Origin of the sequence: Motiliproteus sp. SC1-56 (genome assembly GCF_017309075.1) — a bacterium.
GTDB lineage: Bacteria > Pseudomonadota > Gammaproteobacteria > Pseudomonadales > Balneatricaceae > Motiliproteus.
Genome location: NZ_JAEMGS010000015.1, coordinates 1 through 19,343 on the forward strand (window position 1 = coordinate 1; position 19,343 = coordinate 19,343).

Here is a 19,343-nt window from a genome sequence, read left to right on the forward strand (position 1 = left end):
GATCGTTGCCGCCCGTGATGCTGTAGCTGAGGCTGTCGCCGTCCACGTCACTGGCGCTGACGGTGCCCAGCACCGCGCCCGCTTCCTGGTTCTCGGCGTAGCTGAAGCTGTAGCCCTCGCTCTCCGGGGGCAGGTCGAAGACGGGGGCTTGGTTAATTAAGGTCGACCCGGTGCTCAGAAGGGTCCCGGTTTCCTGAAGATCCGTCTCGGTGGTGTCATACCCGGCCTCGGCCAGCGTCGAATCAGCGATGCGGGCAATTTCCACGAAACCGGTACTGCCTGCTCCGCCCTGGTTGCCCGCTGCCGGCGCTTCAAACGCCAGAGTAGGGTCGATACCCTGGGCGATCAGGTCCTGCAGCGCATCGATATCACTTACCGGTACGACGGCGACGGAGCCATCCAGCCCGTCTTTGGGGTCGGGCACGCACGCCACGCACCCCGGCCCGATCTCGATTGGCCCATAAGCATGGGCCAGCATCAGATAACCTTCTTTACCGGTTACGAAGATCTCACCACCCTGCAGAGCATCCTGAGAGTCATGCGAATCGGTTTGAAACTGCTCGGAAGGCGTCGCTAACGGCTCCCGACTAAAGACCACTACATCGCCACTGCTCTTGAGGATCGAGATCATCGGTTTAGCTCCTTGATTGTTGGTGCGCCGAGCGACTTCTTTGTCTTAAAACGTGCGCAAAACACGCAGGCACTCTGTCAATCATTACACAAGACCCGCCTATTTCCATGTGATTAGCGACAGCATCAACTATTTATTGACATCAATCAATCAAAAGTTATTGATTTTTTTGAAACAAGTGTTTAACTCCTGACGCACAACTCATTTATCAAATATTGCTTTTTTGCACTTAATAAACGCTGCTACTATATCAGGATGCTGCATAGAACATGCAGCCAAATCATTGATTGATTGAGGGATAACTCAAATGCGAGCATTATTTATCCTGGCCGGCCTGCTGGCTTTTTCCGCCAGTTCGGCAAACGCCGCCGAGGGCGGACTGCTGTTCAAAGGCGAAGAGGCCCTGATCGCCTACAAAGACGAGTTCAGTGTGGAAGTGGTTGACCGAGTAACCGACGGCTGCCTTCCCAACCCCGGCGCGATCAAGACAAGAATGGAAGCCGCGCTGGAAGCTGGCGGATTGAAGACCGCGCAAGCCCAAGCCCCCCTCGGCGATCAGGTGGTGGTCAGCCTGCTGGGATACAGTGTCGCACCGGGCTCCTGCCTGCTCTATGCAGAAGCCTGGCTCAACCACTGGCTGGTTGCCCGGGTTCCCTATGCAAAGCAGGTCGAGACCGGACAAGAGACCTATTTCGCAGCCCGCCACCCCCTTGGCCAGCAACTGCGCTACCTCAACAAGAGCGCCACCCAGTCCCAGGCCGCCAAGGCCGCTGACGACTTCGCGGCACGGCTGGCAAGCGATATCAAAGCCTCGCGTCAGTACGCCGCCGAGAACTTCCCGGCGATGGAAGCAGAGTATCGGCGCCTGCAAAGCGCTCGCTAAGACTGCCGCCGGTCAGCCACGGGGGGGGACACCATCCCCGCCGGGAGCACGGTTTATACTGTAGCTAGGCACCCTCGCTTCAGGTCACTCGGCTATGCCCGCGCTCCCCGAAGGCTCCATCGCCACCCGCTACTGGCACCGCCTGGAGGATGACCGCATCCAGTGCGACGTCTGTCCGAGACGGTGCAAGCTCCACGAGGGCCAGCGCGGTCTCTGCTTTGTGCGAGGCCGCGAGAACGACCAGGTGCTGCTCTACACCTGGGGACGATCGAGCGGCTTTTGCATCGACCCGATCGAGAAAAAGCCCCTCAATCACTTTCTCCCCGGCACCCCCGTACTCTCCTTCGGCACCGCCGGCTGCAACCTCGCCTGCAAATTCTGCCAGAACTGGGACATGAGCAAATCCCGGGAGATGGACACCCTGATGGATCAAGCACGTCCGGAGGAACTCGCCGATGCCGCCCACCGGCTCGGCTGCCGCTCGGTCGCCTACACCTATAACGACCCGGTAATCTTCCTCGAGTACGCCATCGATGTGGCCCGGGCGTGCCATGCCAAAGACATTAAAAGCGTGGCGGTCAGCGCCGGTTACGTGTGCCCCGAACCCCGACGGGATTTTTTCGCCCACATGGATGCCGCCAACATCGACCTCAAGGCCTTCACCGAACGTTTTTACAAGAAAATCTGCGGCGGCGAGCTGGCGCCGGTGCTGGATACCTTGCTTTACCTTCATCACGAAACCGACGTCTGGCTGGAGATTACCAACCTGCTGATCCCCGACGAGAACGACAGCGACGAGGAACTTGAGGCCATGTGCGCCTGGCTGGCGCAACACCTGGGCCCCGATGTGCCGATCCACTTCAGCGCCTTCCACCCCGACTGGAAGATGCGGGACAAACCCCACACCCCGGCCGCAACCCTTACCCGGGCCCGCAACATCGCCTTGCAGGCGGGCCTGCGCTATCCCTACACCGGCAACGTCCACGATGAAAAAGGGGGAAGCACCTTCTGCCATCAGTGCGGCGCACTGCTGATCGAGCGTGACTGGTATCAACTAGGACATTGGGGGCTGGACAGCAAGGGCCGTTGTGGCCAGTGCGCCACACCTCTGCCCGGCATTTTCGAGGCTACCCCTGGCACCTGGGGACCTCGCCGCCAGCCGGTGCGGCTGCACGCCTTCTAGGCTCCCCCTGGCCCCGCTATACTGACCGCTCACCTCATAGAAAGGCGCGCCATGAAAAAGCTGAAACACGAGCAGGAGCTGCTGAAGGAAGCCATCCGCGTTGGCGGCCTTTATCTGAAAAAGCGCGGTGCCGGCGAGTTTGAACCCACCGACGGATCGGATACGAAGATCACCGCCATCTACCGACTGCTGGTGCATGACGGCTTGGTTCAGCCTCTAGCCAAAGACCAGGAGGACCTGCCCCATATCCGCCACAAGCTGGCGCTCTGGATGGCGCGCAATCTCCCTGCCGATCACCCCCTGCAACAATGAGCGAAGCCATGTACCGACTGATTATCGGCAACAAGAACTATTCCTCTTGGTCATTGCGCCCCTGGTTATTGATGCAACACCTGGGCATCCCCTTTCGCGAAGAGCGCCTGGCACTGGACACGCCGGACTTTCAGCGCCAGGTATCCACCTATTCCGGCGCCGGCCGGGTTCCCGTGCTGGTAAACGACGATCAGGTTATCTGGGACAGCCTGGCCATTTGCGAAACCCTGGCCGAGCAATTCCCCAACGCCTGGCCCAAAGACCCTGTTGCCCGCAGCCACGCCCGGGCCATCGTCGCCGAGATGCACGCAGGTTTCGGGGCCCTACGCAGCGAGCTGCCAATGAACTGCCGCGCCGTCGAGCGGGTTGTGGTGTTAGAGCCCTCTGTGGAGGCGGATATTAGACGCATCGAGACCATTTGGCGCGAGTGCCTGGAACGCTACCAAGGCCCCTGGCTGTTTGGCGCATTCAGCATCGCTGACGCCTTCTATGCGCCAGTGGTGTTGCGCTTTCGAGGCTACCGCCTGCCCCTCGCCGCCCGGACCCGCGATTACATGGCCACCCAGTTTGAAAGCCCGCACCTGCAGGCCTGGATTGCCGCCGGGGCGGCGGAAGCGGAGGTGATTCCCCACGAAGAGGTCGGGGACTGAAAATCCGCTTTCGCAGGCTTGAAACTTTTTCCTGCCGCCCTTATCTAACCCCACGGGTGCTTTAGACAAGACCCGCGCAAGGTGCGTGTTACCTGTTGCTTTACGAAGGATGGGCCGGTGCGTACTTCCTCCTGATTTAGGAGCGATTCACCAAGACCCCAACGTCGATGGTTCATCTATCGCTGTTGTATCGTCCGTCACAAGGCAACCGCGCGGAGCACCCCAAACACCGGGCCGAAAGGCCTCAGGTACTGCTTTTAGTTGCGTTGACGGAGGAATTTTCATGAGCAAGGCTCTCACCGTTCGCCAAGACCATCTGCCCATTTCACTCGGCAGTTTTGAGGCACTGGTGTCCTATGCCAACCGTTATCCCATGGTGTCGGAAGCCGAGGAGCAGAAACTGGCGCGCCAGCTGCGCGACCAGAACGACCTGGACGCCGCTCACCGGCTAATCCTCTCCCACTTGCGCTACGTGATTAAAATCGCCCGCTCCTACCTCGGCTACGGGCTGCCCGTCACCGACATCACCCAGGAAGGGACTGTCGGGCTGATGAAAGCGGTGCGCCGCTTCGACCCGGACATGGGGGTGCGTCTGGCCAGCTTTGCGGTGCACTGGATCCGCGCCGAAATATACGATTACGTGCTGCGCAACTGGCGCATCGTCAAAGTGGCCACCACCAAGGCCCAGCGCAAGCTGTTTTTCCGCCTGCGCCAAGCCAAGCGCTCCCTGGGCTGGCTGTCCGCCCACGACAGCGAGGCATTGGCCGAAGAGCTCAACGTGCGCCCCCAGGACGTGCGGGAGATGGAGCAGCGCCTGAGCGCCACCGACCCCTCTTTCCATGCCCAGGAGTCAGCCAGCGACGACGATGCCCTGGCTGAGAAGGCCCCCGAGCAACTGCTGGGCGACGAGCGCGCAGAACCCTGTGGGCTGCTGGCCGAGAAAGAGGCCGAGGTGCTGACAAATGCCCAGCTGAAGACGGCGCTGGCGACATTGAACCCACGTCAGCAGGCGATCATCGCCCGCCGCTGGCTGGGAGAATCCAAATCCACCCTGAGCGAGCTGGCCGGGGAGTTCGGGGTTTCGATCGAGCGGGTTCGGCAAATCGAGAAGAGCGCGCTCACCAAGCTGAACCACCTGATGGGCGAGGCGGCTTAAATCCCGAACAACTCTTAAGTCCCGCCCAACGACTGCCGAACCCAAACAAAAGGCGGTGCCATGGCACCGCCTTTTTTACTGCTGCAACTTTCTCCGTTTTACTGCTGCAACCCTGCCCGTCCGCCTTTTCTATCTGCTTGTTGCGCTCTGCCCTTAAGCGTTGATCGGAATTGAGCGCGCGGGCGTTTGAGCGTCTTCCTTGCGGGGAATGTCCACGTAGAGCACCCCATCTTTCATCTTCGCCCTGATACCTTCCACATCGGCGTCATCGGGCAACGCAAGGGTGCGCTGAAACTGACCGCTGGCGCGCTCGATGCGATAGTAGTGCGCCCCCTTGTCCTCCTGTTCGAAATCGGTTCGCCCCTTGAGCAGCAAACGATCGCCGCTCACCTCAAGCGACACATCTTTGTCCTGCAGTCCGGGCAGCTCCACGCTGACCCGATACCGGCCCTCCTCGGCGGAAATATTAAGATGCGGACTGAACGTGCCTGTGCCCAGGGTTGGCAAGGCATCCATGGCCGACTGCGGCCACGCGGAAAAAGGCAGCTGCATCTGCCGCCTCAGAACCTCGAACAGCCGATCGAACTCCTGGTGCAACTGCTGCAACGGCATCTCGATGCCGGCCGGGTTGTATTCACGCCGCCTCACCGGAATCTGGGAACCCGGCTGCTCGCTAGCCTGCTCGTGCTTGAACCAGTTCCAAGGGTTTAATTTGCTCAAATCCATGATGACACCTCCTCATGCGCAGATGACACCTCAAGGCGCCCGGCAGTCCCTGTGACCACCGGGCGCTGCGCTGAAACGAAGCCCTATCAGGCTGCGCTCTCGGCATCGGTTTGATGCTCAATCGACGCACCGCCCCCGGCAATCTCTATACGCCGGGGTTTCATGGCCTCGGGAATCTCCTTCACCAGATCCACCACCAGCAGGCCGTTTTTAAGTTCGGCTCCGCGCACCTCGACAAAGTCAGCGAGGTTGAACTTGCGCTCGAAGGTGCGGGTGGCGATCCCCTGGTAGAGAAACTCCCGTGAGGCTTGCTCCTCTTTCTTGGCACCGCGAACACTGAGCACACCCTGTTCACACTGGATCTCCAGCTCGTCACGCTCAAAACCGGCCACCGCCAGGGTGATGGCGTAACGATTCTCGTCTACCCGCTCGATGTTGTAAGGCGGATAACCATTGCCACTGCTGCTGTGGCGCAGGGTTTCGTCCAGCAGGGACGCGAGGCGGTCAAAACCGACAGTGTTACGGTACAGGGGTGAGAAATCGATAACGTTCATGACATATCCTCCAAAGAAGCAATATGGAAACCGGTCTTTCGCGGACCGGGCCGGGAGCTGAAATCAGCCTCCCTGGCAGTTTTACAGATAGGGTTGAGTGCCGCTGATTCAAGGGGCGAACGACGTTTTTCCGGGGTTGGGCTTTGCACGGCGCAAAAAAATGACTTTGCTCTCTTTTAAGACGCCAGAGCTGTGTCAGAATGCAGCCGGTGAAGAGTAGGACAACGCCCCGCCGGGCCAGCAACAGGATAGATCCAACAGGTGAGCGAAGAACTCAATCAGGTTATTGACCGGCTGCACCAGGCCGAAGAACACGAAAAACACGCACTGATGGCGGTGCTGGTGGAGGAGCTCGACAACCTCCAGCTGGCACGCCTGCTCGAAGCCCTGCCGCTGGAAGAGCGGGTAAGGCGCTGGGAAGATGTTCCCATTGAACATGGCACCGAGGTGCTGCTGGAGATGCGGGCCGATGCCCGCAGCAGCATCCTCGAAGCCCTCAGCGCCGAGGAAACCGATCAGCTGCTGGCCGATCTCGACGCGGAAGAGCTGCTGGGCCTCGCCGAATCCCTGCCGGAGCGGGTGGTGGACAACACCCTCTCCAGAATGGACGCCGAACAGCGCGAATTCTTCGAGCGGGCCAACCAGTACAGTGAGGATCAAATCGGCCGCTGGGTCGATCACGACCTGCTGATGTTGCCCGCCAACGCCCGGGTCCAGGACGCCGACCGACTGCTGCGCCGCAACCTCCCCCCCTACACGGACAGCCTGTTCCTGTTCGACCGTTCCGGGCGCTACAGCGGCACCATCCGCACCGCGCGTCTCTACACCCAGCCCGGGCACCTGCCCCTGAGCAGCCAGGTGGATGAGGAGGCGGAACACCTGGATGCGGAGACGGAGCTGAGCGTCGCCGCCGACACCCTGCTGCAGTGCGGCTGGGTGGCCCTGCCGATTACCGACGAGCAGGGGCGGCTGCTGGGCCGGGTAACCCTGCAGGATGCCATGGAGATCCAGCGTAAGGGCTACGAAAGCCAGCTCATGGCCCATGCCGGCATGGGTGAGGAAGAGGACCTGTTCGCTCCCGTGATGCGCAGTTCCCGGCGTCGGGCCACCTGGCTGGGCATCAACCTGCTGACCGCTTTTCTGGCTTCCTGGACCATCGGCCTCTTTGAAGCCACCCTTGAGCAGGTGGTGGCCCTGGCGGTACTGATGCCGGTGGTCGCCTCTATGGGCGGTATCGCCGGCAGTCAGACCCTGACCCTGATGATCCGGGGGCTGGCGCTCAAACAGGTGTCCCGGGGTAACCTCGGCTCGTTGCTGAGCAAGGAGCTGCGGATCGCCGGCGTCAATGGGGTGATCTGGGCCCTGATCATCGCCGCCGTCGCCGCCGCCTGGTTTTCCAGCCCCACCCTGGGGATGGTGATCGCCGCCGCCATCGCGGTCAACATTCTCGCGGCGGCGCTGTCCGGCGTACTGATCCCGCTGGTGCTGGATCACTACAACATCGACCCCGCCCTCTCGGGCTCGGTGATCCTGACCACCGTCACCGACGTGGTGGGCTTTGTCTCCTTTCTCGGCCTGGGGGCGCTGCTTCTGCTCTAAGCGGGCGCGCCCTCAGGTTCGGGCTGCGCCCCCATGCCCCTGGCGGGCGCTGCCGCCGTGACCCCGTCCTCGCCGCGCTCCACTTCGTGCAGGTGCAGAGTATGGGTGGGGAAGGCCACTTCCGCGCCGTGATCATCGATGATATCCATGATCCGCAACAGCACGTCCTGCTTGATTTCGTGGAACCTGATCCAGTTAGTGGTCTTGGTAAAGGTGTAGATAAAGAAATCCAGCGAACTGGGGCCGAACTTGTTGAGATTGACGATCAGCGTCTGAGAGGTGTCGATCTCCTCGTGCGCCTCCAGCATCGTGCGCACATCGTCGACGATGCTTCGGACCTTCAAAGCGTCGTCGTAGCGCACGCCGATGGTCTCGAAAATGCGCCGATGCGTCATCCGCGAGGGGTTCTCCACGGAAATATTGGCAAAAGTGGCGTTGGGCACGTACAGGGGGCGCTTGTCGAAGGTGCGAATACGGGTCTGACGAAAGCCGATCGACTCCACCGTCCCTTCCACCTCCTTGTCCGGCGAACGGATCCAGTCACCCACCTTGAACGGTTTGTCCATATAGATCGCCAGCCCACCGAAGAAATTGGCCAGCAGGTCCTTGGCGGCAAAACCCACCGCCATGCCGCCGATACCGCCAAAGGCCAGCACACCGGAGACACTGAACCCGAGCGTCTGCAGAATCACCAGCCCGGCGGTGATCACCACCGAGGCCCGCAGCAACTTGCTGATCGCCTGGGCCGCGGTGATATCCATCGGCTTTTTGACCTTGCCCGGCTCCGTGAGAACCTTCTCGCCCTCCCCCACCAGCCGAGCCAGGAACCAGGCCAGCAGGATGATCACCAGGGTCTCCCGGACCGGATCGACCACCGCCAGTATCGACGACTCCGTACGCTGGTCGACGATCCCCGCCGCCCAGGCCAGCCCGACGACCCACACCAGCCAGCTTGCCGGGGTACGCAGCGCCGCCAGAATAGCGTCGTCCCATGGCGTGCCCGTGTTTTCGAACTTGCCCGCCAAGCGGGCGAAGACGCGTTTGAGCAAGAAATTGGCCAGCAGGGTGATAAAGACTGCCGTGAACACCTCGACAATCCACAGGTTTTCGTTACCCAAGAGCCCCAACTTCGACCAAATTTGGTTCAGGCCTTGTTCCATTGATCAGTGCTCCAGTTCTTCCAAGCGTTGCTGTATTTGCCGGCGCCGCTCGCTGCCGATCAGCGCCATCCAATCCATCCCCGGACGCCCTTTCATCCGGGGCACCCGCTCTGCGGGTCCAGACCCGTTCTCCTGCAGCCACGCCAGCACCTCGCGGGCGGCCTGCGGCTGGTTACAGACCAGCACCATGTCGCAGCCGGCCGCCAGAGCGGCCTCGGCGCGAGCCGGGTAACCGCCCACCCCCTCGGCGCCGGCCATGCTCAGGTCATCGCTGAAAATCACCCCCTCGAACCCCAGGCGCTGACGCAGGATCTGCTGCAGCCAGAACGGCGAAAAGCCCGCCGGTTGCGGGTCGCAGGCCGGATAGACCACGTGGGCAGGCATCACCCCCGCCATCCCCTGCCGAGCAAAGCGCGCGAAGGGGCGCAGGTCCTCAGCCTCGATCGCTTCATAGGGCCGCGGGTCCACCGGCATTTCATGGTGGGAGTCGGCCGCCACGCCGCCGTGGCCCGGGAAGTGCTTGCCGGTGGTGGCCATGCCCGCCGCCTGCATACCTTTCATCAAGGCGCCGGCCAGGGCCATTACCGTTTCGGGACGGGCCCCCAGGGCGCGATCCCCGATCACCTCGCTGATACCCCGATCCAGGTCCAGCACCGGCGCAAAACTAATATCCACCCCAAGGGCAAGCAGCTCGGCGGCCAGCAGCCAACCGCACTCTTCGGCCAAGGCGAGGGCTTCGCCGGGCACCTCCAGGCACAGCGCCGCCAAGCGCCCCATGGCGGGAAAGCGGGTCAGCCCTTCTCGGAACCGCTGCACCCGGCCCCCTTCCTGGTCGACGGCAATCAGCAGCTCAGGTCGCAGCCGCCGGATCTCGCCGGTAAGCGCCTGTAACTGTTCGGGAGATTGGTAGTTGCGGCTGAACAGAATCACGCCGCCAACCGGAGGCGCCTTAAGCACCTCGCACTCCTCGGCGGTCAGCGCGGTACCTTCGAGATCCAGCATCAGCGGGCCTGCTGCGGTCATGGTTTATTCCTCAATCAAAACCTCGGTTCCCACCGGAACACGGTCAAAAAGCCAGACGATATCGGCGTTGCGCAGACGTACGCAACCGTGGGAGCCCGGCACCCCCATCGGTTCGCTGTCCGGCGTGCCGTGCAGATAGATAAAACGCCGCTGGCTGTCGACCGAGCCCAGGCGGTTGTAACCCGGCTCGCAACCACAGAGCCACAGGATCCGGGTCAGGATCCAGTCCCGCTCCGGGTAAGCCTCGGCCAGGGCCGGGGAGTATATTTCACCGGTTGCTCGTCGTCCCACGAAGACGCTGTTGATGGGCGCATCGGCCCCGATCCGCGCGCGGATTCGGTGACGCCCCCGCGGCGTGCAGCCGCTGCCCTCGCGCTCACCGGCGCCGTTGCGCGCCGTCGACACGGAAAAACCGGCAACCTGCTGGTCGCCACGGTAGAGTTCAAGCCGCTGGCGTGCCAGGGAGATGTGGATCCGGGTGGCAGCTGCTACCACAGCTGCTCCGGTTTTTCGCTGACCCGGTCCGGCTCGGCACGAAGCCCTGCTGCCAGGACCGGGATCAGCCGGTGCAGAACGATCTCCACCGCGCTGGCGCCGCCAAAGCGGGCCTCTTCAATCTCGGTGAGAATGGCGTGGTTCGAGAGGGGAAGAAAACAGGCGCTGAGCAAGAAGTGGCAGCGCCAGAAAAACTCGTTGTCGCTGAGCTTGGAGCCCCGCTCGCGCAACAGCCCCAGGAAGCGGCTGAAGGTCCCGGCGTACTGCTCCAGCAGGTAGTGACGCAGTTCGCCCGAGACTTCACTGTAGGCATACCCGAGCAACCGCATAAACAGGTTTACCCCGGAGCCGTCCGGCTCCACCGCGCGCAGGGTTGAGCTCACCAGCAGCTCCAGCAGGTCTTCGAGCTCCGGGTCGCTGTCGTGGCTCAGACAGTCGTCAAGCTGCAGTTCAAGGTCCCGGCACAGCGGCTGCAAATAACGGTCGGCCACCGCGTGAATCAGGGCCTGCCGGGAGCCGAAGTGGTAATTCACCGCCGCGAGGTTGACGCCGGCCCGGCTGGTGATATCCCGCACGGAGGCTGCCTCGAAGCCCTTCTCCATGAAGAGCTCAGCGGCGGCGTTCAGAATCCGTTGGGCGGTGGCCTTTGACACGTTGCCTCCTACGAGAAAAAGCGGGCTTTGTGGATCCGATCCAACCAGCTGAGCAGGGCCCGGTCCAGAGCCGTGGAGAAGGAGAGGCCGAAGCGCTCGGGAAGCGACTTCTTCTCAACATAGCTCACACAGTAAACGTCAGCCGTTTCGCAGGCCTTGAAAAGATACTCGTCGCTGGTGCAGAGCTCATCCACCAGCTTTTTCTCCAGGGCCCGGGTGCCAAACCAGATGTCGCCGTCGGCCACCTCGTCGATAGCCACCTGCGGGCGGTGACCGGCCACGAAATCCTTGAACAGGAGATGGGTGTCTTCCAGGTCTTCCTTGAACTTGAGGCGGTCGGCGTCGGTATTCTCGCCGAACATGGTCAGGGTGCGCTTGTGCTCCCCGGCGGTCATCAACTCCACGTCGATGTCGTTCTTTTTCAACAGCCGGTGGAAGTTGGGAATCTGGGCCACCACGCCGATGGAGCCGAGCACCGCGAAGGGCGCCGCGATCAGCCGGTCTGCGATGCAGGCCATCATGTAGCCGCCGCTGGCCGCGACCCGATCGACAGCGACCGTCAGGGGGATTTTGCGGTCCCGGATGCGCTGCAGCTGCGATGCCGCCAGTCCGTAGGAGTGAACCAGCCCGCCACCGCTCTCCAGGCGGACCAGCACTTCGTCGCGTTCCGTGGCCAGACTCAACACCGAGGTGACCTCCTCGCGCAGACACTCCACCTCGCTGGCCCGAATGTCGCCGTCAAAATCCAGCACGAACAGGCGCTTCTTGTGCTCGGCCTCAATGTCCACGCCCTGTTTCACCTGCTTGGCACGGGCCTTCTCCCTGGCTTTCTCGGCCTTTTTCTCGGCCTTGTGCTGCTTGCGCAAAAACGCCTTGTCGCAGATGTTCTGCTTGAGCGTCTCGGTCATGTGTTCAAGCTCTTCGTTGAGGTGCTTGACCTCGATATGACCACCCGTGTCCCGCCGATTGCGGCTGGCCACCTGCGCACTGGCGGCGATCACCAGCAGCACGGCGGCCACGACCGTCACGGCCTTGGCCAGAAACAGACCATACTCAAGTAAAAAATCGGGCACGCTTTCTCCTCACTCAACTTGGCCTTCGGATCTCCCGAAGTCTAAACAGCCGGATTGTACCAAATGCTCCCAGCCATACCAGACGCGGACCTTAATCGAGGCCCCGCGACCTGCTATGATGAGCGCCCTCGCGAACCCGTAGGAAGCAGTCCATGAAATCCGTCCCCCAGGTCATGCAGAAGCTCGTATCCAAGTTCCAACCCGAGGCCGCCGCCGGCCTGGATACCGTATTTCAAATCCATATCGAGGATGAAAGACCCTACAGCATCGAGGTTCGTAACCAGACCTGCGAGGTGATCCAGCAGGAGCACCCCGACCCCGATGTCACCCTGATCATGGACAGCGAGACCTTCGTGGACATCATCTACGGCGACCTGGGCGGCACCACCGCCTTTCTGACCGGGCGCCTGCGCGCCGAGGGCGATGTCATGCTCGCCCCTCGACTGGGCAAACTCTTCCGCCGCTGAAACCGCGCCCTTACTTTTTTAAATTAGATCTACCTAAACTACTTCGCGGGCGCTAATATTAGGTTAATCTAATTAAAGATAAGCGCTTTTTACCCGAAGCTGTTTACCCGGTCGCTCGCCGCTGGCCCACAAGGTGCCGTAAACGCCCGCTAAAAAGCAGGCTTCGACCGACTTTTGCAGGAGATCCCCCATGACATGCGAACGCGCCCTCTACATTTTCGCCGGCCTGATGGTACTGGTATCGGTGGCTCTGACCCAATGGGTCCACCCTCAGTTCTACTGGTTCACGGTATTCATCGGCGTCAACCTGATCCAGAACGCCTTCACCGGCTTTTGCCCCGCGACCTGGGTATTCAAGAAACTGGGAATGCCTACCGAGGCCGAGTGCGCGCTGCGCCGTTAATATACACAAGCCAAACCGACAGTCAGGCCGATACGCGGCGTCATCGCCGGGGACAGGTCTATACCCCCGCGGCAGGACGCATAAAAACATAACCTATTGTTTTTAAATAGACATGTGACTTAGTGGTCTTTTTTTAGCCGATCCGGCGCCAGGGTACGCCCCACCGCCGCTCGCGAGGCTTACCCAAAAACGGTTAACACACTTATCCACAGATTTTGTGCATAGTCTGCCGAAGGCCACAGCCGCCCTGGCTTCCCGCCGATGTGTCGCAGGTTGAGACACTCCCGGGGCGTATTTTTCAGCCCCGGTCCACTGCCTCCCTGAACTATACTCCGGGCTGTTTTAAGCAGCGAACAGCGGGGAGACCTCGACTCATGAACCTATATCAACCTGCAATGCTGGGCGCAGCCTTGGTGCTGGGGCTGGCAACCATGCCACTTAACGCGGCTCCCCTGCAGTGCGGAGAAGACGAGCACCTCACCCGGGCGAAAGGCAAGATACTCACCAATGCCGTCGACCCCGGCACCACCCTGGGCACAGTGCACCTGATTCTGGAAAAGCGGCGGCTCAAATGCGGCATTCTCGGACAGGGAGGAGCCGCCAACGGCACCGCCAACTTTATCCATACCCTGGTCTGTGACGATGCGTTTGAATCCCCCCTGACCGGCGATGTGATTCATTCCCAGATCAGCCTGGCCACTTCCGGCGTCACTAATTTCCAGACCTGCCCGCCGGGATTTCCGCCCAGCTCCGCCACCGGCACGTTCACCGAAACGTCCACCCCCATTCCCGGCACCGGCCGCGGTATCTTTGAAGGCTTAGCCACCGGCAACCTGGAGATCGAGGGGACTCTGAACTGCCTGTTCAGCCTCGATATGGAGTTTGAAGGGGCGTTCTGCCTGAAAAGCGAATACTGACGCCCACGCCTTTTACCCGATGTAACTCCGCCCCCCGGCGCCGTGGACGGCATGACCGATCACCGCCGCCGGGCGAGGCGGCGGGAGCCCCGCCAACCAGCCCCACCGAACACCGCCTGCCAAGCCCCTCGATAGGTGGCTGATGTGAACGGCTAAACCCGCGGGCTATCCTCAAGCTCGGCGTAACGGGGCAGGTCATCTTTGAACTCGTACCACTCGGCCGCGGAGCTGGCGTAGATATGGTAGCTGGGCTTGATGTCGATTGGCGTTTCCAGGGTGCCAATCCGCAAGCGCAGCAGCTCAGGCTTCGAATCCAGACGGCTGTACAAGGGACTGCCGCACTCTCCACAAAAGGCCCGCTTTTTCCCGGGCCTGGATTCGTACTCTTTCACCAGCGCCTGACCACTGACGATGCGAAACTCAGCGGCCTGAATGGCACTGTTGGTGCCGTATGCCGAACCTTGCGCGCGACGGCACTGCGAGCAGTGGCACATGGCGATGGGACCCAGCGCCCCTTCGTACTCGTACCGCACCCCACCGCAAAGACAGGACCCTTTCAGCATCAGCTCTCTCCTCTTAATCTTCCAGCAGCCAAATCAACCACCCTGCCGAGACTATAGTCCAGCGTCTGCCCCGCAAGGCCCTGCACCATTGATCCCGCGCTGAACCCGCAGACCCGGCCCGGCGCCCAAGTGGTTTCTTGAGCATCGGCAGATACACGCGCTGCCGATGCCAGACTTTGCGTATGCATACAGTGTATTGGGGCTATCGCTGAAAACAGGCGCGTTTTGCCCACATCCAAGGCACGGTTTTCTCTGGCAAAGAAACGAGAAATGGTTCATTATCATTGAGTTATGAAGACAGGGCCCGGTGATAACGTGCCAAGCCGCCAGGAAATATGAGCCGGCTCGTTTTCACCGGAGGAAGATGCCGGGTGATTCTTAAAAGCGCAATATAATCAGTTCTTTAGCTTGCTATATTCAGCACATGAATACGGCAAAACGAGCCGACTCAATATTAATATTGTTATGAGTCTTGAGGTCAGCGCATGGGCGAACACAGGGATGCAAGCGACAGACTAACTTTTGATTTCCAGAAAGTCGAAGCAAGTGCCTATTCCAAAATCACCGAGGCCGTAGCAAACAACTTCAATCTAACGCCTGCCAACTTGATCGCCCGAGGTCTTGATGAAATGTTCCAAGACTACCGACAAGGTGACATGCGTATCGGGCTCGAATGGGACAACTGGTCAGGCTATATCGTTTGCGCCAAAGACAAAGCAGCCGAACCCTTAGCAAAGGAAATTGCGAGCTACATCAATGCCAAATTCAACTCATAACAAGGCCGTCAAAGAACCGTCCAGCTGCGCTGGGCTCGGACCTTCGCCGCAAAGCGGCTCCGGCCCGTTACGGCGGCGTGAGCGAGAGTGAGTGTGAGTACTGGGTGGCGTAAGCTGCCCCGTTTTTGTTTGAGAGGAACGAATCATGGGTGAGTACACAAGCAATGGAGCCAAGCTGGGTACGTGTGGCTGTCAGTATGCGACACGTGATGAGGTGTGGCGCATCGTTACCTGGGAGGTAGCCAAGGGAAAGCGCAGTGAGGCGCATGATAACTTTCATGACCCGAGCACACTGTATCGCTTCCCGTTTGACTGGGAAGACACGAGCCACCTGCGTAGCCTCGAAGAGGTGGAGGCTGCGCTGGGCCAGCGCACCATGGACAAGGGGCTGGTGATCCCGGTGGATCAGGCGTTTGTGGACAGCATAGACCACAAAGAGGTGCTGGTACGGTTGGATGAGCGAACCAAGAAGCCAGTCCATCAACCGTGCACCAAGCCATTGCAGGTCGAGATACTGTACGAGGCGTGGCGTGACATGCTGCCACGTACGGTGCTCAACTGTGGGGGCTGAGGCCGGTCGTTCTCCATGGAAGCAGAGAGTGCGGTGCGCTTTCGTGTGCTGATCCTTGAGCACTACCAGCGCAAGGCTGCGGAGAAGGAGGACGCTGAGGTGGCAGCAGCCATCATGGAGGCGGGGCTGGCGTTGGCCGAGAACATCTGGCCGCACCAGGATTGTCGGGCTGAGTTCGATGAGCTGGTGCGGGATGGCTGGCACGTGGCTGCGGCTAAGGCCAAGGGAGAGAGAGACGTGGTGTTTACAGGTAACCCGTTTAGCTGGGGGAATGCGCTATGAGCTACGAACAAGAGCATCTGGACAAGGCGCTGGCGATGGTGACCTTCCCGCACAATGATGCGCTCCGTCTGGACTGGACACCTCGTTAAGCGAGTAAAATCGTTAAACGAGGTACGACATGACATCAAAGAAAACACGCCAACGTTATTCCGACGAGTTCAAGGCCGAGGCGCTGAAGCTGGCAGAAACAACCAGTGTTGCGAAGGCAGCCAAAGAGCTTGGTTTGGCTAGTTCTCAACTATACAGCTGGCGGGTGAGCGCAGCGAAGAAGGCCGATGTTTCGGATCGGGAAACGGCTTTGCAAGCCGAGGTTGCCAAGCTTAAGCGGCAGCTCGCGGTACAGTCTCACATCAATGCCACATTCAACTCATAACAAGGCCGTCAACGATCAGCCCGAGAACGTACCTAACAAATTACTCAATTGGAAACGAAAGGCCGGCTGTTAGCCGGCAACGCCCGATTGATCATCCCCAGCCCCGCCCGCCGGGGCCCGGGTTTCGCCGCACCGGCTCACCCTCCCTTACGCAATCGGCGACAACAAACTAACCTGTTGTTTTATATAATAACCTAAGTGCCTGCGTATTTTTTGAGCAATCCGTTGCCCTGCCCACGTTCAGGCCGCTTGCCGCGCTTACCCCACAAATAGCCACAGACTTACCCACAGGCTCTGTGCATAGGCTGCTGCACGGCCCGAGACACGGGCGTTTGCGGGTAACCGTTCGGCGCGACGACACCATCGCGCTCCCAGAGCTCGAGCCGGACTAGGGACGTGGGTGTCGTCGCCGCTCGGCGCCGACCACGGCGCCCGGCATCATCAGTGAAGCAGAGTCACGACTGTGGGCCTGGCGCAGGTAGTCCCGGTAGGCGGCGGCGTTGAGGGGCCTGGAAAAGTAGTAGCCCTGGCACAGGTCGCACCCCTGCTGCTGCAGGAATTCAAACTGGGCCTGGTCCTCCACCCCCTCGGCAATCACCTCCAGCTCCATACCGTGGGCCATGGCGATAACCGCCTTGACCAGCGACACATCCTCCGCATCCCGCGGCAGGCCCGCGACGAAGGTACGGTCAATCTTGAGCACGTCAAAATGGAACCGCTTGAGGTAGTTCAGCGACGAGAAGCCGGTGCCGAAGTCGTCCAGGGCCAGCCGAATCCCCATGGCTCGCAGTTCGTTCAGCTCCCGGCGCACCAGCTCGTGATCCTCCAGCAGCACCCCCTCGGTGATCTCAAGCTCGAGGGCGCTGGGGGGAAGCCGGTAGTGGGCCAACACCCGTCCCAGGGTCCAGGCCAGGTTACGCTGGAACTGCACCCGCGAAATATTGACCGCCAGGTAGCCGGGGGTCAGTCCCTCGGCGCTCCACTGCGCCCACTGGCGTCCGGCCTGCTCCAGCACCCACTCGCCGATCGCGATGATCTGGCCGGTGGTTTCGGCCAGGGGGATAAACTCCGCCGGGCTGACCATCCCGCGCTCGGGGTGCTGCCAGCGCAGCAACACCTCTGCCCCACGCGGACGCCCGTTGCCGGCGTCCACCAGCGGCTGGTAATGCAGCTCCAGCTCGCCCCGTTCCAGCGCCCGGTGCAGGTCCTGCTCCATCTGCACGCGCTGCTGCACCCTGGCGGTCATGGCCGGCTGAAAGAAGCAGAGGGTGGACTGGGGCTCGAGCTTGGCCTGATGCATGGCGTTATCGGCATTGGCCATCAGGGTGTCCACCGAGTCTCCGTCCTCGGGATAGCGGGCCACCCCGATACTGCAGTGGACGATCAGCTCCTGGCTGGGCAGGGGCAAGGGCACATTCACCGCTTGAATCAGGCGCTGGCCGACCGCCTCGATCTCCGCGCGGTCGCCGCTGCCGGGCAAGAGCAGCAAAAACTCGTCCCCGCCCAGGCGGGCAATGGTGTCCACGTCGCGCAGGCAACTGCGCAGGCGCGCCCCCACCTCCTCCAGCATCTGGTCCCCGGCCGCGTGTCCCAGGGATTCGTTGATCAGTTTGAAATCATTGAGGTCCACGAACAGCAGCGCCAGGCGCTGCTCCTCCCGCTGCGAGCGGCTGATCTCGTAGCCCAGACGCTCGATCGCCAGCATGCGGTTGGGCAGCCCGGTGAGGGCATCGTAATTGGCCTGGTGGTGGAGCTTCTCCCGATCCTCCTCCAGCCCCTGAACCATGCCGTTAAACGCCTCCTGCAAGCCCGCCAGTTCGTTATCGGCCTGGCGGGGCAGTTGGCGGTATTCGCCTCGCGCCGTCAGGCGCAGGGCTTCGATCAGGCTCGCGACGGGCTGCACAAAGCGCTGTCGGTAAAGCCGGTAACAGAGGCCGCCGATCACCAGGCCGCTGAACATAAAGATCGCCAGCTGGGTCCAGAACAGGCGCTGGTCGGCAGCCGTGCCGGTCGGACGTTCAAGCCCCAGGTTGAAGGTGCCGACCTGGGATGTGCCATCCCCCACCGGGAACGACATGGGCACCACGCCGACGCGCTCTCGCAACTGGCTCAAAAGGGTTGCAGGCGCGGCGCCAACAGCTACCGACCCCTGCGCCTCGGACTGCGCGTAGGCAGCGCCGAACGCCTGTGCCAGGGGGCGCCCCTGCGCATCGTAGATAGCGGCATAGACCACCCCCTGCTGACCGGCCGCCCGCTGCAGGTAGGCATCCAGGTTGGGAAGATCGTACGCGCGCAGCGCACCGGCACTGATGGAGGCCACCAGCTCGCCCACGGCCCGCCCCCGTTCCAGTAGCTGCTGCTCGCGGGCCTCCTCCTGCTGATGCCACACCAGCAGGGCGTTGCCGCCCAGGGCCAGCATCAGCCCCAGGCCCAGGGTAAGGCCCAGCCGGCCCGCCAGTCCCCACTTCATGTGAGGGCCTCACGGGCAGTGCGTTGGGGCCGAGCGTTACCTTCGAAGGGGCCAAAAACCGCCTTCGATACTTCTTTGCAACGGGTGTTTACTGTCAACATTTACAACCAATTCAATCGCCATCCGACTGCCGGCCGGACCCTCCGCGACGCCACGAACAGAGCTGCGCCGGCGGCTGAGGGTCCACGCGGTCAGGGGTAGATCAGACCGCCGGCGCCTAAACAGGGCAGAGGGTAACACCCCGCCAGGCAGGCGAACACCCTATTTCAAACAGTCGTTTAAGTTTCTGTGTAAAAAATGATTAGCAGCAGGATTTAAGCCTGATCACATACACCACGATCAGGCTCAAGAGAGGGTCAAGACGCGCCGGGAAAGAACTAGGAAAGCGCCAGGAAAGCGCCGGGAAAGCGCCGGGAAATGGCC

22 protein-coding genes and 1 pseudogene are annotated in these 19,343 nt (G+C 61.3%); 13 read left to right on the forward strand and 10 right to left on the reverse strand.

Features of this window, described 5'->3' with window-relative positions; genetic code table 11:
• On the reverse strand, positions 1 to 631 hold a 631-nt coding region (locus JGZ97_RS15005), incomplete at its 3' end, for a cadherin repeat domain-containing protein (protein ID WP_207063494.1).
• Between the two features lie 307 nt (positions 632 to 938).
• Between JGZ97_RS15005 and JGZ97_RS15010 the strand changes: the two genes are divergently transcribed.
• The 5 genes from JGZ97_RS15010 (at position 939) to rpoH (ending at position 4,815) form a co-directional block, all read left to right on the forward strand.
• Positions 939 to 1,514, forward strand: a complete 576-nt coding sequence (locus JGZ97_RS15010) for a hypothetical protein (protein ID WP_207063495.1) — start codon at positions 939 to 941, stop codon at positions 1,512 to 1,514.
• Positions 1,515 to 1,608: 94 nt separating this feature from the next.
• Entirely contained in the window at positions 1,609 to 2,697 is a 1,089-nt protein-coding gene (gene amrS / locus JGZ97_RS15015; protein WP_207063496.1) for an AmmeMemoRadiSam system radical SAM enzyme, read from the forward strand.
• 51 nt (positions 2,698 to 2,748) lie between these two features.
• A complete protein-coding gene (locus JGZ97_RS15020) occupies positions 2,749 to 3,009 on the forward strand; it encodes a DUF5062 family protein (RefSeq protein ID WP_207063498.1) in 261 nt (86 codons plus the stop codon).
• A gap of 8 nt (positions 3,010 to 3,017) precedes the next feature.
• The gene (locus JGZ97_RS15025; RefSeq protein WP_207063500.1) at positions 3,018 to 3,659 is read left to right on the forward strand and encodes a glutathione S-transferase family protein; all 642 of its coding nucleotides are present in this window, start codon (positions 3,018 to 3,020) and stop codon (positions 3,657 to 3,659) included.
• A gap of 283 nt (positions 3,660 to 3,942) precedes the next feature.
• A complete protein-coding gene (gene rpoH, locus JGZ97_RS15030) occupies positions 3,943 to 4,815 on the forward strand; it encodes an RNA polymerase sigma factor RpoH (RefSeq protein WP_207063502.1) in 873 nt (290 codons plus the stop codon).
• Between the two features lie 153 nt (positions 4,816 to 4,968).
• Here the strand turns inward: rpoH and JGZ97_RS15035 are convergent, their stop codons facing one another.
• Together JGZ97_RS15035 and JGZ97_RS15040 are read right to left on the reverse strand one after the other, a co-directional pair.
• Positions 4,969 to 5,541, reverse strand: a complete 573-nt coding sequence (locus JGZ97_RS15035; RefSeq protein WP_207063504.1) for an Hsp20/alpha crystallin family protein — start codon at positions 5,539 to 5,541, stop codon at positions 4,969 to 4,971.
• A gap of 86 nt (positions 5,542 to 5,627) precedes the next feature.
• Positions 5,628 to 6,095 (reverse strand): Hsp20 family protein, encoded by a 468-nt coding sequence (locus JGZ97_RS15040; protein WP_207063506.1) that lies wholly within the window; start codon positions 6,093 to 6,095, stop codon positions 5,628 to 5,630.
• A gap of 261 nt (positions 6,096 to 6,356) precedes the next feature.
• Between JGZ97_RS15040 and JGZ97_RS15045 the strand changes: the two genes are divergently transcribed.
• Positions 6,357 to 7,694 carry a magnesium transporter gene (locus JGZ97_RS15045; RefSeq protein WP_207063508.1) on the forward strand — a complete coding sequence of 446 codons (1,338 nt, stop codon included), beginning with the start codon at positions 6,357 to 6,359 and terminating at the stop codon, positions 7,692 to 7,694.
• Here the strand turns inward: JGZ97_RS15045 and JGZ97_RS15050 are convergent.
• From JGZ97_RS15050 to sohB, 5 genes are read right to left on the reverse strand one after another with little or no spacing between them, the layout of a single operon-like run.
• Positions 7,691 to 8,854, reverse strand: coding sequence for a mechanosensitive ion channel family protein (locus tag JGZ97_RS15050; protein WP_207063509.1), 1,164 nt, complete (start codon positions 8,852 to 8,854; stop codon positions 7,691 to 7,693). The two genes, JGZ97_RS15045 and JGZ97_RS15050, sit on opposite strands and share 4 nt — an antisense overlap.
• Before the next feature lie 3 nt (positions 8,855 to 8,857).
• The gene (gene nagZ, locus JGZ97_RS15055; RefSeq protein ID WP_207063510.1) at positions 8,858 to 9,877 is read right to left on the reverse strand and encodes a beta-N-acetylhexosaminidase; all 1,020 of its coding nucleotides are present in this window, start codon (positions 9,875 to 9,877) and stop codon (positions 8,858 to 8,860) included.
• 3 nt (positions 9,878 to 9,880) lie between these two features.
• Positions 9,881 to 10,372 carry a L,D-transpeptidase family protein gene (locus JGZ97_RS15060; RefSeq protein ID WP_370584077.1) on the reverse strand — a complete coding sequence of 164 codons (492 nt, stop codon included), beginning with the start codon at positions 10,370 to 10,372 and terminating at the stop codon, positions 9,881 to 9,883.
• Entirely contained in the window at positions 10,366 to 11,025 is a 660-nt protein-coding gene (locus JGZ97_RS15065; protein ID WP_207063511.1) for a TetR/AcrR family transcriptional regulator, read from the reverse strand. Before JGZ97_RS15065 ends, JGZ97_RS15060 begins: the two co-directional genes overlap by 7 nt.
• Positions 11,026 to 11,033: 8 nt before the next feature.
• Complete coding sequence (gene sohB, locus JGZ97_RS15070) at positions 11,034 to 12,098, reverse strand: protease SohB (protein WP_207063512.1); 1,065 nt, start codon at positions 12,096 to 12,098, stop codon at positions 11,034 to 11,036.
• 152 nt (positions 12,099 to 12,250) lie between these two features.
• On the opposite strand from sohB, the gene JGZ97_RS15075 reads away from it, so the two are divergent.
• From JGZ97_RS15075 to JGZ97_RS15085, 3 genes are all read left to right on the forward strand, one after another.
• Complete coding sequence (locus JGZ97_RS15075) at positions 12,251 to 12,565, forward strand: SCP2 sterol-binding domain-containing protein (protein WP_207063513.1); 315 nt, start codon at positions 12,251 to 12,253, stop codon at positions 12,563 to 12,565.
• Between the two features lie 190 nt (positions 12,566 to 12,755).
• The gene (locus tag JGZ97_RS15080; protein WP_207063514.1) at positions 12,756 to 12,968 is read left to right on the forward strand and encodes a DUF2892 domain-containing protein; all 213 of its coding nucleotides are present in this window, start codon (positions 12,756 to 12,758) and stop codon (positions 12,966 to 12,968) included.
• A gap of 374 nt (positions 12,969 to 13,342) precedes the next feature.
• Entirely contained in the window at positions 13,343 to 13,885 is a 543-nt protein-coding gene (locus JGZ97_RS15085; protein ID WP_207063515.1) for a hypothetical protein, read from the forward strand.
• Positions 13,886 to 14,037: 152 nt separating this feature from the next.
• Here JGZ97_RS15085 and JGZ97_RS15090 read toward each other — a convergent pair whose 3' ends face one another.
• On the reverse strand, positions 14,038 to 14,448 hold the full coding sequence (locus JGZ97_RS15090; RefSeq protein WP_207063517.1) for a GFA family protein: 411 nt from the start codon (positions 14,446 to 14,448) through the stop codon (positions 14,038 to 14,040).
• 485 nt (positions 14,449 to 14,933) lie between these two features.
• On the opposite strand from JGZ97_RS15090, the gene JGZ97_RS15095 reads away from it, so the two are divergent.
• From JGZ97_RS15095 to JGZ97_RS15110, 4 genes and pseudogenes are all read left to right on the forward strand, one after another.
• Positions 14,934 to 15,224: a hypothetical protein gene (locus JGZ97_RS15095; protein WP_207063519.1), complete on the forward strand. Its 291-nt coding sequence runs from the start codon at positions 14,934 to 14,936 to the stop codon at positions 15,222 to 15,224.
• Between the two features lie 145 nt (positions 15,225 to 15,369).
• Positions 15,370 to 15,795, forward strand: coding sequence for a hypothetical protein (locus JGZ97_RS15100; RefSeq protein ID WP_207063521.1), 426 nt, complete (start codon positions 15,370 to 15,372; stop codon positions 15,793 to 15,795).
• Positions 15,796 to 15,810: 15 nt separating this feature from the next.
• Complete coding sequence (locus JGZ97_RS15105; protein ID WP_207063523.1) at positions 15,811 to 16,077, forward strand: hypothetical protein; 267 nt, start codon at positions 15,811 to 15,813, stop codon at positions 16,075 to 16,077.
• A 118-nt stretch (positions 16,078 to 16,195) separates the two neighbouring features.
• Positions 16,196 to 16,423: pseudogene (locus JGZ97_RS15110) on the forward strand (transposase); the annotation flags it as partial.
• A 415-nt stretch (positions 16,424 to 16,838) separates the two neighbouring features.
• On the opposite strand, the gene JGZ97_RS15115 reads toward JGZ97_RS15110, so the two are convergent.
• Entirely contained in the window at positions 16,839 to 18,920 is a 2,082-nt protein-coding gene (locus tag JGZ97_RS15115) for a bifunctional diguanylate cyclase/phosphodiesterase (protein WP_207063525.1), read from the reverse strand.
• Positions 18,921 to 19,343 lie beyond the last annotated feature (423 nt).